Here is a 15,337-nt window from a genome sequence, read left to right as displayed (position 1 = left end):
GGCCGGGCGGCCTCGGTGCACCCGCCTCGCAAGGACGCGTCGCGGGAGTCTGTAACACAGCAGCCGGTCGGTTTCCCGACTCACCAACCATCGGTGAGCAGGTCTCGCCGTCTGCGGCGACCTGTGGAAACTGCGGTGCGGCGTGGGCCTTGGGCAGGGGTGACGGGCTGACCGCCGAGAGCTTCGGGGGTGCGCCGAACCGCAGGAAGATCGCATGCTTCGCGGCTGTGCTCGGTCTAGAGCGTAATCAACTCTTCCGACCTGCGGCAACAGGGTCCCGCTCGGCGTGTCAAAGTCTACCCCGGGAAACCCGGGCCCCGCTGACATCTATCGGCAACTCCCAGCGGCGCCATTGTGTTCCCGGGTCGAATCCCGCCGGGACCTCGGACAACGCCAGCACGGTCGGACCGGCCCCACTGACCACGGCCGCCACACCCGCCCCACGCAGCGCGCTCACCAGCGTGGCGGTGGCCGGCATCCCCGGCGCCCGCTGGTCCTGGTGCAGGCGGTCGACGGTGGCCGGCAGCAGCAGGGCCGGGTCGGCGGTCAGCGCGTGCACCAGCAGGGCCGCCCGACCCGCGTTGGACGCCGCGTCGGCGTGCGGCACGGTGGTCGGCAGCGCGGCCCGGGCCTCCGCGGTCAGGCCCCGCTCGGCGGGCACGAAGACGGTCGGGCGGACGGCCGACGCCACCGGCAGCGAGACCGCCCGGGCGCCGGACGGCTCCGTCCAGGCGATGGTGAAGCCGCCGAGCAGGCACGGCGCGACGTTGTCGGGGTGCCCCTCCAGCTCCGCCGCCAGCCGCAGCGCCGCGTCGTCACCGAGCCGCTGCCCGCCGTCGGCCACCAGCGCGCGGGCCGCCAGCACCCCGGCCACGATGGCGGCCGAGGACGAGCCGAGGCCACGGGCCTGCGGGATCCGGTTGACGCACTCCAGCGCCAGGCCGGCCGGCTGCGCGCCGAGCACGTCGAAGGCGGCCCGCATGGCGGTCACCACCAGGTGCCGCTCGTCCGCCGGCAACTCACCGGCGCCCTCGCCGGTGACCGCCACCCGCACGCCGCCGTCGGTCACCTCGGCGGTGACGTCGTCGTAGCGACCGAGCGCCAGCCCGAGCGCGTCGAACCCGGGGCCGAGATTGGCGCTGGTCGCGGGCACCCGGACCCGGACCGGGCCGGAGGTGAGAGTGGTCGGCACCGGCTCATGCTAGGGCGTGCCACCGACAGCCGGCCGGATCGCCCGCAGCGTGGGACCCACGGGTCACCCGGCGCCGCCCGGCGCCTGCGCCGGCACCGGGTCGGCGAGCGAGAGGCGACGCGTCGCGAACCGCCAGCCGATCGCGTAGACGACGGTCACCAGGCCGCAGCCGGCCAGCACGGTCCGCTCGTCCACCCGGTCCACGACCAGCGCCACCACCAGCTGGCTGACCGCGATGGCCAGCGTCGCCAGCATCATGTCGGTGGCGAAGACCCGGCCCCGCAGCCGGTCCGGCACCTCGCCCTGCAGGGCGTAGTTGGACAACACCCAGTTGCTGCCGCCGCCGAGGTGGGCGAGAAAGACCAGGACCAGGACCAGCGGGAACCAGGACACCGCCGAGGCGCCCAGGTAGGCCAGGCCGTACAGCGACATCGACAGCGCCAGGCCGGTGAGCAGCCAGGCCCGGTTGCTGAGCACCCGGCGCATCAGGATCGGGCCGACCAGCGCGCCGGCGCCCCGGGCGGCGAAGAGCAGGCCCGCGCCGACCGCCCCGACCCCGTAGACGCCGGCCAGCAGCGGGAAGACGGTCAGCACGCCGTTGCCCAGACCGACCGCCGACTTCACCGTGACCAGCGCGAGCACGCGCGGCCGGTGCGCGATGTAGCCCAGCGCCTCGCGGATCGCCGCCCAGGTGCGCGGCACTGTCGCCGCCGGGTCGCGGGGCGCCTGGAGCGGCCGACGGATCAACGCCGCCAGGCCCGCCGCCCCGGCCAGCGCCGCGGCGGCCACCCAGAAGCTGGCGTACGCGCCGGCAGCGGCGCTCAGGATGCCGCCGAGCGAGGCGCCGACCACCGTCATCGTGCCCCAGGCCGAGCCGGCGACCGCGTTGCCGGCCGCCAGGTCCGCCGGATCGAGCACGTTGGGCAGGGCCGCCTGGGCGGCCGGCGAGTAGAACGCCTTGGCCACCGCCACGATCGCGATCGACACCAGCGCCAGCCAGGCCGTCCCGGCGTCACGGACGCCGAGCAGCAGCAGGATGCCGGCGAGCGCGGCCAGGTTGGCCACCATCATGACCTTGCGGCGGTCGAACCGGTCGGCCACGGTGCCGGCGTACGGGAGCAGCAGCGCGGTGGTGCCGGTGTCCACCGCCAGCACCAGCGCGCCCCAGACGCCGCTGCCGGTCAGCTGCGGCAGCAGCACCAGCAACGGCACCATGACGAACCAGTCCGCGCCGAACACCACCAACTCGGCGAGGAACAGGTTGCGGAAGTCGCGGTTGCGGACGAGGACCGAGAGGGTGGGCGACACGCCGGCACCCTATCGGGCCGCCCCCGGACCGGCAGCGTGACGCAGCAGGTCGGAGACGGTGACGAAGGTGTAGCCCCGGGCCTTCAGCCCGGTGATCATGTCGGGCAGGCCGCGGAGGGCGACCAACCGCCGCTCGTCACCGACGTCGTGGCCGAGCAGGATGGTGCCGGGCCGGATGTCGGCGACGATCCGCCGGGCGTGCCCGGCCGGGTCGTGCGGGAACTCGCTCTCGACCATCTGGAGCGTCCAGAGCACCAGCCGGTAGTCCAGCCGCGCGGCCGCGTGCAGCACCGACCCGCCCAGGTGCCCCCAGGGCGGACGGAGCAGCCGGGGAGCCGCCCCGGTGGCCGCCGTGATCGCGTCGTGGCTGCGGCTCAGGTCGTCGTGGGCCTTGGTGGCGTCCATCCGGGCGAGGTCGTGGTGGGCCCAGCTGTGGTTGCCCACCTCGTGCCCGCCCATCCGCCCCCGCACCAGCGCGGCGTGCCGCCGGGCCCGCTCGCCCACCAGGAAGAACGTGGCCGGCACCCGGTGCTCGGCCAACGTGTCCAGCACCATCGGCGTCCACTGTGGGCGCGGCCCGTCGTCGAACGTCAGCGCGACCAGGGGCGTGTCGGTGCGGACGCCCCAGACGACCTGCACCCCGCCCGAGCCGACGTCCTGCCGGCGGTTACCCAGGGTGGCACTGGCCGGGCCGCCCGCGAGCGGCAGCCGGCGGTCGGCCACCCGGGCGCTCTCCAGCGTGGCGGCGGAGCCGAGCGCGGCTCCGCCGAGCAGCAGCGCGGACCGGCGCAGCAGCGTGCGCCGACCCCACCGGCCCCCGCCGTCGACCATCACGCCCCCGCACCCCGAGTAGGCACCAGCTCACTGAGCGTACCGTCCGAGGTGGCTCACCATGTGCCCCGCGCGGGCACACGCGTGGAAGGGCCCCCGCTCGTCCAGGAGGCGTCGAGCCGGGGGCCCCCTCTCACTCGGTCGGGGGCAGCGGGGACTGCCGGCTCTTGGGCAGGCGGAGCACCTCGAACTGGTCCGTACCGTCGATCAGCGCGCCCGACGGCCGGGCCGGCGGCGCGGCCACCTCGGCCGGGCGCTCCCCGCCGCCGACTCCCACCGGGACCGGCTCCGGGGCGGGCGCCTCGGCCGGCTCGGCCGCCTCGACCTGCTCCGGAGCGCCCCGGCGGCGGTCCCGGCGGGCCCGCAGCGAGCCCTTGGTCCGCTCCACCATGGTGTAGAGCGTCGGCACCAGGACCAGCGTCAGCAGCGTCGAGCTGAGCAGGCCGCCGATCACCACGACGGCCAGCGGCTTCGAGATGAAGCCACCCTCGCCGGTCAGCCCGAACGCCATCGGCAGCAGCGCGAAGATGGTGGCCACCGCGGTCATCAGGATCGGTCGCAGCCGACGCCGGCCGCCCTCGACCACGGCCTCGGTGACGCCCATGCCCTGCGCCCGGTACTGGTTGATCAGGTCGAGCAGCACGATCGCGTTGGTCACCACGATGCCGACCAGCATGAGCACGCCGATCAGCGCCGGCACGCCCAGCGGCGTCCCGGTGGCCAGCAGCAGCGCGATCGCCCCGGTCGCCGCGAACGGCACCGAGATCAGCAGGATGAGCGCCTGGGTCAGGCTCCGGAACGTCGCCACCATGATCAGGAAGACGATCGCGATGGCGGCCAGCACGGCCAGGCCGAGGTCCGCGAACGCGTCCGCCTGGTCGGCGCTCACCCCGCCGATCACGTACGTGGCGCCCGGCACGTCCAGCGCGTCCAGTCGCTTCTGCAGCTCCTGGGTGGTCGCGCCGAGGTTCGAACCGGTGGCGGTGCCGGTGACCGAGACGCTGCGCTCACCGTCGATCCGGGTGACCTGCTGCGGGCCGTCGACCTGGTTGACGTCGGCGATCGCGTCCAGCGTCACCGGGCCCACCCGCAGCGCCCGCAGCTCGGCCACGTTCACCGGCGGCCGGGCCCCGGTGCTCAGCACCACGTCCTGCGCGGTGCCGTCCAGCGTGACCTGGCCGAGCGGCGCGCCCCGGTACGTCTGCGCGACGAGCTGCCCCACGGCCGCCTCGGTGAGACCGGCGCGGGCCGCGGCGGCCCGGTCCACTGTCACCTCCACCCGGGGCACCCGGGTGGCCAGGCCGCTGGTGACGTCCTCCACGCCGGGGGTGTCGGCCATCGCGGCGCGGACCTCCTCCGCCGCCCGGGTCAGCGTCTCCTGGTCGGCGGCCTGCACCACCACCTCGACCTGGTTGGCGGAGGCGTTCTGGCCACCGCCGAAGGTCAGCTCGCCGACCTCCGGGCCGAGCGCGTCGAACTCCTTGCGCAGCACCTGCCGCACGGCCGTGGCGTCGGTGTCGTCGGAGAGCGCCAACGACCAGGAGGCGCTGTCGCTGCCGCCCCCCGCCCACGGGTTGTCCCCGCCGCCGGCGCTGACCTGGTAGGTCTCCACCCCCGACGTATGCTTCAGCACCTCCTCGACCCGGGTGGCGGCCCGGTCGGTGCCGGCGAGTCCGGTGCCGGCCGGCATCTCCTGGCGGATCGCCAGCGTGTCCTGGCCGGAGTCGTCCAGGAAGTTGGTCTCCAGCTTCTGCGCCAGACCGAACGTGCCCAGCAGCACCAGCAGGCCGAGCGCCACGGTGGCCCACCGGCTCTTGCGGGATCGGGTGGCGAAGCCGATCACCGGCAGGTACGCCCGCTGCAACGGGCTGCGCAGTTCCTTCTCCTCGGCGGCCGCCCGGGCGGCGGCGTCGTCGGCCCCGCGCCGCGGGCGCAGGAACCAGTAGGCCAGCACCGGGATGACGGTCAGCGACACCAGCAGCGAGGCGAGCAGGGCCACCGTAACGGTGATCGCGAACGGCGCGAACAGCTGCCCGACGAAGCCGCCGACCAGGGCGATCGGCGCGAACACCGCGACCGTGGTGAGCGTGGAGGCGGTCACCGCGCCGGCCACCTCGCGGACCGCGGTCAGGATCGCCGCCCGCTTCTCCTCGCCGTACTCCAGGTGCCGTTTGATGTTCTCCAGCACCACGATCGAGTCGTCCACCACCCGGCCGACCGCGATGGTCAGCGCGCCGAGGGTCAGCAGGTTGAGCGAGTAGTCGCCGGCCCAGAGCACGATCAGCGCGACCAGCACCGAGAGCGGGATGGAGACCGCGGTGACCACCGTGGACCGCACCGAGAGCAGGAAGACCAGGATCACCACCACCGCCATCAGCAGGCCCAGCAGGCCCTCGGTGGTGAGGCTCTCGATGGACCGCTCGACGAACGGGGCCTGGTCGAACACCACGGTCAGCTCGGCGCCGGAGGCGGCCTCCAACTCGTCCAGCCGGTCCCGGATGTCGTGCGAGATGCCGACCGCGTTGCCGTCCGGGCTGGCGGTGACCGCGATCCCGAGGCTCGGCTTGCCGTTGGTGCGGGTGAACGACGTCGCCGGGGCGAGCTGCTGCTCCACCCGGGCCACGTCGCCGAGGCGCACCGGCGCGGCCGGCGCCGTGGTGAGCACGATGCCCCGCAGGTCGTCCACGGTGCGGATCGGCGTGCCGACCTGCACCGGCAGCGAGCGGTCGCCGTCGGCCAGCGCGCCGGCCGGCACGGCCACCCCATTGGTCTTGAGTGCCTGCGCGATCGCGGTCGGCGCCACCTTCGCGGCGGCCAGCTTCACCGGGTCCGGCGTGACGGTCACCACCTGGTCGCGGGCGCCGGTGACGTCCACCGAGCGGACCCCGTCCAGCCCCTCCAGCTCCGGTACGACGGTGGCGCGCAGCTTCTCGGCCAGCGCCCGCTCGTCCCCGTCGCCGGTCGCGGCGACCACCACGGCGGGCAGGTCGTCAGTGCTGCCGGCGATCACCTGCGGGTCGACGCCCTCCGGGAGCTGGGCGTCGATCCGGTTGAGCGCGGTCTCCATCTTGTTGACCACGTCGTCCAGGTCGGTGCCGAACTCGTACTGCACCTGGACCGTGGCCGCGCCCTCCCGGGAGGTCGAGGTGACCTTCTCCAGCCCCGGGATGCCCTGGAGGCTGTTCTCGATCGGCTCGGCGACCTGGGACTCGACGATCTCCGGGGCGGCGCCCGGGTACGGGGCCACGATGAACGCGGCGGGGAACTCCAGCGACGGCAGCAGCTGCTGCTTCAGCGACGGCACGGCGAACGCCCCGAACGCCGTGGTCACCAACGCGATGAGGGCGATCAGGCCCCGGTTGGCGAGACTGAATCTGGCGAGCAGCGACATGGGCGTTACTCACTCCTGAAGAGGGGTCTACGGGGTGCCCTGAGTCTGCCGCACACGCTCGCCGGCCCCGCATCCGCCCCGGGTGAGGTATCGGGCCCCGCTCACGCTCCAAGCTGACCTCCTCACCCCCGTTCGACCTCGCCCACCACCACGTGCGGGCGGGGCGTCGCGCCTCCCCGGCCTGGCGCCGCCCGGGACCGGTGTCGGTAGGCGGGAACCCGTAGTGGCGTCGGAACGACCCGTCCAGACACCCACAACGTTCCACCCGTGCTCGGAAACGGCAGTGAGTGGAACACCATGGGTGTCTGGACGGCCCGGAGACACCCATGGCGTTCCACTCGTGCCCTGCGACGGCCGTGAGTGGAACGTCATGGGTGTCTGCCACGTCGGCGAAGGCGCGCGGCGAGGTGGTCGGAGGCGGGCACATGCCGTCGCGCACGGCGGCAGCGAGGGAGCCGGGCACGGACGACGACGACCAGCGAGCACGCCGGCCCGCACCCGACGGAGATCAGCACCGCACCGGTCGGGGCACGCCGAGCGGGTCGACTCAGGCGAGGTCGAGGGAGCGGGCGGCGGCGAGGGCGTCGTTGGCGATGGTGACCGGCGCGGGAGCCGTCGAGATGGCCCACTCCGGGTCCTTCAGGCCGTGGCCGGTGACCGTGCAGACCACCCGCGACCCGGCCGGCACGCGCCCGGCGGCGGCCTGCTGGAGCAGCCCGGCCACGCTGGCCGCGCTGCCCAGCTCGACGAAGACCCCGACCTCACGGGCCAGCAGCCGGTAAGCCGACAGGATCTCCCGGTCGGTGACCGCCGAGATCAGACCGTCCGAAGCGTCCCGCGCGTCGACGGCCTTGGTCCAGCTCGCCGGGTTGCCGATCCGGATGGCGGTGGCGATGGTCGACGGCTCGGGCACCACCTGGCCGGTGACGATCGGGGCCGCACCGGCCGCCTGGAACCCGTACATCCTGGGTGCCTTCGTGGCGTTGCCGTCGCGCAGGTCCTCGGAGTAGCCCATCCAGTAGGCGGAGATGTTGCCGGCGTTGCCCACCGGCAGGCAGTGGATGTCCGGCGCGTCGCCGAGCGCCTCGACGATCTCGAAGGCGGCCGTCTTCTGCCCGTGCAGCCGGTCGATGTTGACGGAGTTGACCAGCGCGACCGGGAAGTCCTGGGCGAGCTTGCCGGCCAGGCCCAGGCAGTCGTCGAAGTTGCCCTGCACCTGGAGCAGCTTGGCGCCGTGCACCAGCGCCTGGGCCAGCTTGCCCAGCGCGATCTTGCCCTGGGGCACCAGCACCGCACAGGTGATCCCGGCCCGGGCCGCGTACGCGGCGGCCGAGGCGCTGGTGTTGCCGGTGGAGGCGCAGATGATCGCCTTGTCCCCCGCCTCGACGGCCTTGGAGACGGCGAGGGTCATGCCCCGGTCCTTGAACGAGCCGGTCGGGTTCGCCCCCTCGACCTTGAGCCACACGTCCGCGCCGACCCGGGCGGAGAGCACCGGCGCCGGCAGCAGCGGCGTGTTCCCCTCGTGCAGGGTGACGACGGGAGTGGCGTCGGTGACCGGCAGACGGTCCCGGTACGCCTCGATGAGTCCCCGCCACATGTCGCGCTCCTCGCCTCTCCGGCCCCGGCCGACCGGGACCCGCCAACAGCGTGGACCAGCCTCCCCGACCGGTCACCGGCACACCCCGTCCTAACCATCAGGCGGGACGCCCGGGTTACGCGCCGCCCTCGACCCGCAGCACGCTCGCCACCGAACGGACGATGTCCAGCCCGCGCAGCTCGCGGACGGTGGCGGCGAGCGCCGCGTCCGGCGCCACGTGGGTGACGATCACCAGCTCGGCGTCGCCCCCGGCCGGCCCCTGCCGCACGGTCGCGATGGAGACCTCGTGCCGGGCGAACACCCCGGCCACCGCCGCCAGCACACCCGGCCGGTCGGCCACGTCGAGGCTGATGTGGTAGCGGGTGAGCGCCTCGCCCATCGGCCGCACCGACAGGTCCGCGTACGCCGACTCGCTGGCCGCGTGCACCCCGGCGAGACGGTTGCGGGCCACCGCGACCACGTCGCCGAGCACCGCGCTGGCGGTCGGCGCGCCGCCCGCGCCCCGACCGTAGAACATGAGCTGACCGGCCGCGTCGGCCTCGACGAAGACCGCGTTGAACGCGTCGCCGACGCCGGCCAGCGGGTGGGTCAGCGGGATCATCGCCGGGTGCACCCGGACGTTGACGGTCTCGCGGCCGTCCGCGTCGACGCCCCGGGCGGCGATGCAGAGCAGCTTGATCGTGCAGCCCATGGCCTTGGCGCTGGCCACGTCCGCGGCGGTCACCTCGGTGATGCCCTCACGGTGCACGTCGGCGGCGGTGACCCGGGTGTGGAACGCCAGCGAGGCGAGGATGGCGGCCTTGGCGGCGGCGTCGAAGCCCTCCACGTCGGCCGTCGGGTCGGCTTCCGCGTACCCCAGCTCGGTGGCCTCCTCCAGCGCCTCGGCGAAGCCGGCGCCGGTGGCGTCCATGGCGGAGAGGATGAAGTTGGTGGTGCCGTTCACGATGCCGGTGACCCGGGTGATCCGGTCGCCGTGCAGCGACTCGCGCAACGGGCGCAGCAGCGGGATCGCCCCCGCGACGCTGGCCTCGTAGTAGAGGTCCGCGCCGCCCTCGGCGGCGGCGTCGTGCAGCGTGGCGCCGTCCTCGGCGAGCAGCGCCTTGTTGGCGGTCACCACGCTCTTGCCCGCGCGCAGCGCCTCGACCAACCAGCCCCGGGCCGGCTCGATGCCGCCGACGACCTCGACCACCACGTCCACGTCGTCCCGCTTGACCAGCCCGAGCGGGTCGGTGGTGAACAGCGCCGGGTCGACCGGCAGGTCGCCCCGGTCCCGGCCGAGCCGGCGTACGGCGATGCCGGCGATCTCCAGCGGGGCGCCGATCCGGGCGGCGAGATCGGCGGACTGCTCGTGCAGCAGCCGCACGACGTCGCTGCCGACCGTGCCGCAGCCGAGCAGCGCCAAGCGAACCGGTGAGGTCATCCCACATCCAATGCGAGCAGGTCGTCTTCGGTCTCCCGGCGGACGATCAGCCGGGCCCGACCGTCGCGGACCGCGACGACCGGGGGCCGCGGGACATGGTTGTAGTTGCTGGCCATGCTCCGGCAGTAGGCCCCGGTGCCGGGCACCGCGACAAGATCTCCGGGCTGCACGTCGGCGGGCAGGAATTCATCCTTCACCACGATGTCCCCGGACTCACAGTGCTTTCCCACCACGCGGGCGAGCATCGGCTCCGCCGCCGACGTGCGGTTCGCCACCGTGGCCGAGTAGGAGGCGTCGTAGAGCGCGGTCCGGATGTTGTCGCTCATCCCCCCGTCGACGCTCACGTAGGTGCGGATGCCGTCGACGTCCTTGACCGTGCCCACCTGGTAGAGGGTGAACACGGCCGGCCCCACGATGGCGCGGCCCGGCTCCACCGACAGGTGCGGCACGGCCAGGTTCTCCGCCGCGCACTCGCCGTCGACGATCTTGCGCAGCCGCTTGGCCAGGTCGTGCGGCGACGCCGGGTCGTCCTGCGTGGTGTACGCGATGCCGAAGCCGCCGCCCAGGTCCAGCTCCGGCAGCTCCACGCCGCGGGCGTCGCGGATCTGCGCCTGCAGGGCGAGCACCCGGCGGGCGGAGACCTCGAAGCCGCTGGCGTCGAAGATCTGCGAGCCGATGTGCGAGTGCAGCCCCCGCAGCTCCAGCACGTCCTCGTCGAGGATCTTGAAGGCGGCCGCGGCCGCCGCGCCGCCGGCGAGGGAGAAGCCGAACTTCTGGTCCTCGTGCGCGGTGGCGATGAACTCGTGGGTGTGCGCCTCCACGCCGACCGTGACCCGGACCAGCACCCGCGGGCGTACCCCGCGCTCGCGGGCCAGCTCGGAGAGCCGGTCGATCTCGGCGAACGAGTCGACGATGATCCGGCCGACCCCGGCGTCCACCGCCCGGGTCAGTTCGGCCACCGACTTGTTGTTGCCGTGGAAGCCGATCCGCTCCGCCGGCATCCCGGCCGAGAGCGCGGTGGCCAGCTCCCCGCCGGTGCACACGTCGAGGAACATGCCCTCCTCGGCGATCATCCGGACCACGGCGCGGCAGAGGAACGCCTTGCCGGCGTAGTAGACGTCCGCGTCCGGGAACGCGGCGCGGAACTCGCGGCAGCGCTCGCGCAGGTCGTCCTCGTCCAGCACGTACGCCGGGGTGCCGAACTCGGCGGCGAGGTCGCGGACGTCCAGGCCCGCGACGGTCAGCGCGCCGGCCGGGCCGCGCGCCACGTGACGCGGCCAGAGCTGCGGCACCAGGGCGTTGACGTCGACCGGGGTGCGCAACCAGGCCGGACTGCGGTTGCCGATGTCGCCGTGCAGGGCACCGGCTTCGTGCGCGCGCATCGGGAATTACATCCTCTCCGGGGCGGAGACGCCGAGCAGGTGGAGGCCGTTGGCGATGACCGTCCGGGTGGCGTCGTTGAGCCAGAGCCGGGCCCGGTGCAGGTCGGTGACCTCCTCGTCGCCGCGCGGCAGGATCCGGCAGTTGTCGTAGAACCGGTGGTAGGCCCCGGCGAGCCGCTCCAGGTAGCGGGCCACCAGGTGCGGCCCGCGCAGCTCGGCCGCCGAGGCGACCACGGCCGGAAACTCGGCGAGCGCCTTGAGCAGGTCGTTCTCCTTCTCGTGCACGAGCAGCTCGGCCCGGAAGTCGGCGGCGTCACCCCGGGTCAGCCCCGCCTCGGCCGCGTTGCGGCCGACGCTGGCGGTCCGGGCGGCCACGTACTGGACGTAGTAGACCGGGTTGTCGCGGGTGGCCCGGGTCCAGAGTTCCACGTCGATGTCGATCGGCGAGTCGCTGGAGTAACGGGCCAACGCGTAGCGGGAGGCGTCCACGCCGATCGCGTCGACCAGGTCCTCCAGGGTGACCACGGTGCCGGCCCGCTTGCTCATCCGCACGGGTGCGCCGTCGCGGAGCAGGTTGACCAGCTGGCCGATGAGGATCTCGAGATTGCGCGCCGGGTCGTCGCCGAAGCAGGCGGCCATCGCCTTCATCCGGCCGATGTAGCCGTGGTGGTCGGCGCCCAACATGATCACGACCCGCTCGAAGCCGCGCTCCCGCTTGTCCAGGTAGTAGGCGCAGTCGGCGGCGAAGTAGGTCCACTCACCGTTGGACTTGCGCAGCACCCGGTCCTTGTCGTCACCGAAGTCGGTGGTGCGCAGCCAGGTGGCGCCCTCGGACTCGAAGACGTGCCCGTGCTCGCGCAGCCGGAGCAGCGCCTTCTCCAGCTCGCCCCGGTCGTGCAGGTCCTTCTCGTTGAAGTAGGTGTCGAACTCCACCCCGAAGTCGCGCAGCGAGGACTTGATCTCGCTGAACATCAGCTGGACGCCCTCGACCCGGAACACCTCCTGGGCGGCGTCCTCGGGCAGGTCCAGCACGTCGGGCCGGCGCTTGACGACCTCCGCCGCGATCTCGGCGATGTACGCGCCGCCGTAGCCGTCCTCCGGCGCCGGCTCGCCCTTGGCCGCGGCCAGCAGCGAGCGGGCGAACCGGTCGATCTGCGAGCCGGCGTCGTTGAAATAGTATTCGGTGCCGACGTCGGCCCCGGTGGCCCGGAGCAGGCGGCTGAGCGCGTCTCCGACGGCCGCCCAGCGGACCCCGCCGATGTGCACCGGGCCGGTCGGGTTGGCCGAGACGAACTCCAGGTTGATCCGCTGCCCGGCCAGGGTGTCGGAGCGCCCGTACGCCGGGCCGGCCTCGACGATCACCTTGGCCAACTGGCCGGCGGCGCCCGCGTCGAGCCGGATGTTCAGGAAGCCCGGGCCGGCGATCTCCACCGACTTGACCCCCGGCGCCCGGCCCAGCTGGTCGGCCAGGGCCGACGCCAGCTCCCGCGGGGGGACGCCCACCTTCTTGCTGAGCTGCAACGCCAGCGTCGAGGCGTAGTCGCCGTGATCGGGGTTACGGGGTCGCTCGACGGTGGTCTGCGCGGGCAGCGCGGCACGGTCCAGGCCCCGCTCGTCGAAGACGGCGTGGGCTGCGGCGAGGACGACCTCGGCGAGTTCTGCGGGAGTCACTGAACCATGTTATCGGGGGTAGACTCGGGCACCGCGGAGGCGACCCAGCATGTGAACCGGCCCCGCGGTCCCCCTGACCGACCGACCTGACGAGGCACGATGAGCATCAGCACCCCGGGCGGCCCGGAGCGCCGTCCCACCGTGGTCAGCACCGGCAAGAAGCCGGCCGCAGGCCGTCCGGCGGCCGGCGACAAGCCCGCCGCGAAGGCCGGCGCGGGCAAGGCCGGGGGCGGCAAGGGCACGCCACGGCCGGGCGCCGGGGGCAAGGGCCGCAAGCCGGTCACCCCGGTGAAGGTGAGCCAGGGTCGCTCGTGGGGTCCGATCGCCCTGTTCGTCGCGGTCGGCGTGCTCGCCGTCGGCATCATCGGCATCGGCGCCTGGGCCGTCTACCAGGGCGCCCAGCCGTGGCAGAAGCGGGCGGACGCCATCAACGGCATGGTCGACTTCCGCAAGAAGGACAAGGACCTGGTCAAGGGCGGCAACCACCAGCCCGGCACGATCAAGTACGACGTCTCCCCGCCGGTCGCCGGCCCGCACAACCAGGCCTGGCAGAACTGCATGGGTGACGTCTACGACGCCCCGATCGCCAACGAGCACGCGGTGCACAGCCTGGAGCACGGCACCGTCTGGATCACCTACCGCCCGGACCTGCCCGCCGACCAGGTGGAGAAGCTCAAGAGCAAGGTGCAGGGCAAGGAGAAGCTGATGCTCAGCCCGTACGAGGGGCTGGACAAGCCGATCTCGCTGCAGGCCTGGGGCTTCCAGCTCAAGGTCGACAACGCCGACGACAGCCGGATCGACGACTTCATCAAGACGCTGCGGGTGAACGCCTCGATCGAGGGCCCGAACGCCCTCTGCGACCAGGGCGTCACCGCCACCGGCACCACCCCGCGGGACAACCTGCAGAACAACATGCCCGAGCAGCCGACCCAGTAAGGACGTCGCGATGACCGCTCCGGTGACCACCGACAGCGAGCTCGACGAGGCACCGGCCACCGACGAGGGCGGCCGGCCGGCGGCGCGCCGCTACGGCCTGCTGGCCGTGGCCGCCGCCATCGTGGTCGGGCTCCTGCTCGGGTACGCCGGCGGCCTGCTCACGCCGACGCTCACCCGGCCGGGTGACAACTCGGCCGAGGCCGGTTTCGCCCGGGACATGACCGCGCACCACAACCAGGCGGTGGCCATGGGCCTGCTGGCGTTCCGGCAGGGGCAGGACGCGGAGGTCCGCCAGGTCGGCGTCGACATCGCCACCGGCCAGCAGGGCGAGATCGGCACCATGCAGACGTGGCTGCGCTCCTGGAAGCTGGACCCGACCGGCGACCAGCCGGCGATGGCGTGGATGCCGGACGGGGCCGGGCTGGTGAAGAACGGGCTGATGCCCGGCATGGCCACTCCCGAGGAGATGGCGAAGCTGAAGGCGGCCAGCGGACGTCAGTTCGACCTGCTCTTCCTGAACATGATGATCCGGCACCACATCGGCGGCGTGCACATGATCGACGGCATCCTGGCCGAGGGGCACGACGACGACGTGCTCGCGGTGGCCCAGACCATGAAGAACACGCAGCAGAACGACCTGACCAACCTCAGCGCGGCGCTGAAGCGCCTGGGCGGCACCCCGTAACAGACGCGAAAGGCCGGCACCCCGGGTTGGGGGTGCCGGCCTTTCGCGTTGGTCCTACTTGGTCCAGTGCTGGGCCACGATGTCGGTGGCCTGCTTCTCCCACTGCGCGTAGGCGTCGGGGTACGCGCTGACCTGGACGGTCTGGGCGGCGTCGGTCAGGGGCATGGTGTCCCAGCCGTCGACCTGCTTCAGACCCTTGAGGAACGCCAGGGTCGAGTACTCGGGGTCGGTGATCTGCTCCGGCGTGCCCCAACCCGAGGAGGGGCGCTGCTGGAACAGGCCCAGCGAGTCGTGGTCATTCTTGTCGCCGAGGTGCCCGAGGTTCTCCAGCTTCGACTCCTGCAGGCTCGTGGCGATCGAGATGACCGCGGCCCGCTCCGGCAGACCGGCCTTCTTCGTCGCGGCGATGATCGCCTTCGCGTTGGCCAGCTGCTCGTCGTTCAGCTTGATGGTCGACTGCTCACCCTGCACGGACGCGACCGCGACGGGCTTACCAGCGGCGGCGTGGGCGGGGGTGTCGGCGTGGGCGGCGACCGGACCGGCGAACACGCCACCGGTGAAGGCCAGACCAGCGATACCGAGAATGCTCTTACGCAGGATCGTGTTCATGAGGGGGCTCCATTCGGGGGTCAACACACCGGGGGGTGTGGGCACCGTCAGGCGCTCGAAAAGTCTTGAGGGGATCCGGCAGGCTCGTGGGGCCGGGGGGCCAGTTCACGGGGGCCGGGTGTCCGGCTGGCTCGCGGGGCCGGGGGGCCTGCACGCGGCGCCGGATGATGTGTAACGACCGGCGGCCTGCCGTCATTCCCGCAGGCGCGGCGGCGGCCTCGGGGGGTCGCCTGCTCGGTCGTTCACCCGTCTACAACGCCGCCCGGCCCACGACGATTCCGCGCCCGGGGTGCCGCCCACCACCACCGAACCGGA

General features: G+C 73.2%; 11 protein-coding genes. 2 read left to right on the top strand and 9 right to left on the bottom strand.

What is annotated here, in order from left to right:
• Window positions 1–289: 289 nt before the first annotated feature.
• The 8 genes from thrB to argS form a co-directional block, all read right to left on the bottom strand.
• Window positions 290–1,192: a homoserine kinase gene (thrB, locus tag CO540_RS24975; RefSeq protein WP_099163861.1), complete on the bottom strand. Its 903-nt coding sequence runs from the start codon at window positions 1,190–1,192 to the stop codon at window positions 290–292.
• A 63-nt stretch (window positions 1,193–1,255) separates the two neighbouring features.
• Window positions 1,256–2,500 carry an MFS transporter gene (locus CO540_RS24970; RefSeq protein WP_099163860.1) on the bottom strand — a complete coding sequence of 415 codons (1,245 nt, stop codon included), beginning with the start codon at window positions 2,498–2,500 and terminating at the stop codon, window positions 1,256–1,258.
• Window positions 2,501–2,509: 9 nt separating this feature from the next.
• The gene (locus CO540_RS24965) at window positions 2,510–3,331 is read right to left on the bottom strand and encodes a polysaccharide deacetylase family protein (RefSeq protein ID WP_099163859.1); all 822 of its coding nucleotides are present in this window, start codon (window positions 3,329–3,331) and stop codon (window positions 2,510–2,512) included.
• A 133-nt stretch (window positions 3,332–3,464) separates the two neighbouring features.
• Window positions 3,465–6,722, bottom strand: coding sequence for an efflux RND transporter permease subunit (locus CO540_RS24960; RefSeq protein ID WP_099163858.1), 3,258 nt, complete (start codon window positions 6,720–6,722; stop codon window positions 3,465–3,467).
• Window positions 6,723–7,269: 547 nt separating this feature from the next.
• Complete coding sequence (gene thrC / locus CO540_RS24955) at window positions 7,270–8,319, bottom strand: threonine synthase (RefSeq protein ID WP_099163857.1); 1,050 nt, start codon at window positions 8,317–8,319, stop codon at window positions 7,270–7,272.
• 115 nt (window positions 8,320–8,434) lie between these two features.
• Entirely contained in the window at window positions 8,435–9,739 is a 1,305-nt protein-coding gene (locus CO540_RS24950) for a homoserine dehydrogenase (RefSeq protein ID WP_099163856.1), read from the bottom strand.
• Window positions 9,736–11,121, bottom strand: coding sequence for a diaminopimelate decarboxylase (gene lysA / locus CO540_RS24945; RefSeq protein WP_091571162.1), 1,386 nt, complete (start codon window positions 11,119–11,121; stop codon window positions 9,736–9,738). Before lysA ends, CO540_RS24950 begins: the two co-directional genes overlap by 4 nt.
• Window positions 11,122–11,127: 6 nt before the next feature.
• Window positions 11,128–12,792: an arginine--tRNA ligase gene (argS, locus tag CO540_RS24940; protein ID WP_099163855.1), complete on the bottom strand. Its 1,665-nt coding sequence runs from the start codon at window positions 12,790–12,792 to the stop codon at window positions 11,128–11,130.
• Between the two features lie 99 nt (window positions 12,793–12,891).
• Here argS and CO540_RS24930 point away from each other — a divergent pair, with 99 nt between their 5' ends.
• Together CO540_RS24930 and CO540_RS24925 are read left to right on the top strand one after the other, a co-directional pair.
• Entirely contained in the window at window positions 12,892–13,728 is an 837-nt protein-coding gene (locus CO540_RS24930; RefSeq protein ID WP_099163854.1) for a DUF3105 domain-containing protein, read from the top strand.
• Window positions 13,729–13,738: 10 nt separating this feature from the next.
• Window positions 13,739–14,413, top strand: coding sequence for a DUF305 domain-containing protein (locus CO540_RS24925; RefSeq protein ID WP_099163853.1), 675 nt, complete (start codon window positions 13,739–13,741; stop codon window positions 14,411–14,413).
• A 54-nt stretch (window positions 14,414–14,467) separates the two neighbouring features.
• On the opposite strand, the gene CO540_RS24920 is transcribed toward CO540_RS24925, so the two are convergent.
• Entirely contained in the window at window positions 14,468–15,022 is a 555-nt protein-coding gene (locus CO540_RS24920; protein ID WP_099163852.1) for a hypothetical protein, read from the bottom strand.
• Between the last annotated feature and the right edge of the window lie 315 nt (window positions 15,023–15,337).

The sequence above is a fragment of the Micromonospora sp. WMMA2032 genome, from assembly GCF_002688545.1.
Lineage (GTDB): Bacteria > Actinomycetota > Actinomycetes > Mycobacteriales > Micromonosporaceae > Micromonospora > Micromonospora sediminicola.
Note: the sequence above shows the minus strand (reverse complement) of the source record. Positions and strands in the feature narration are given on the sequence as shown.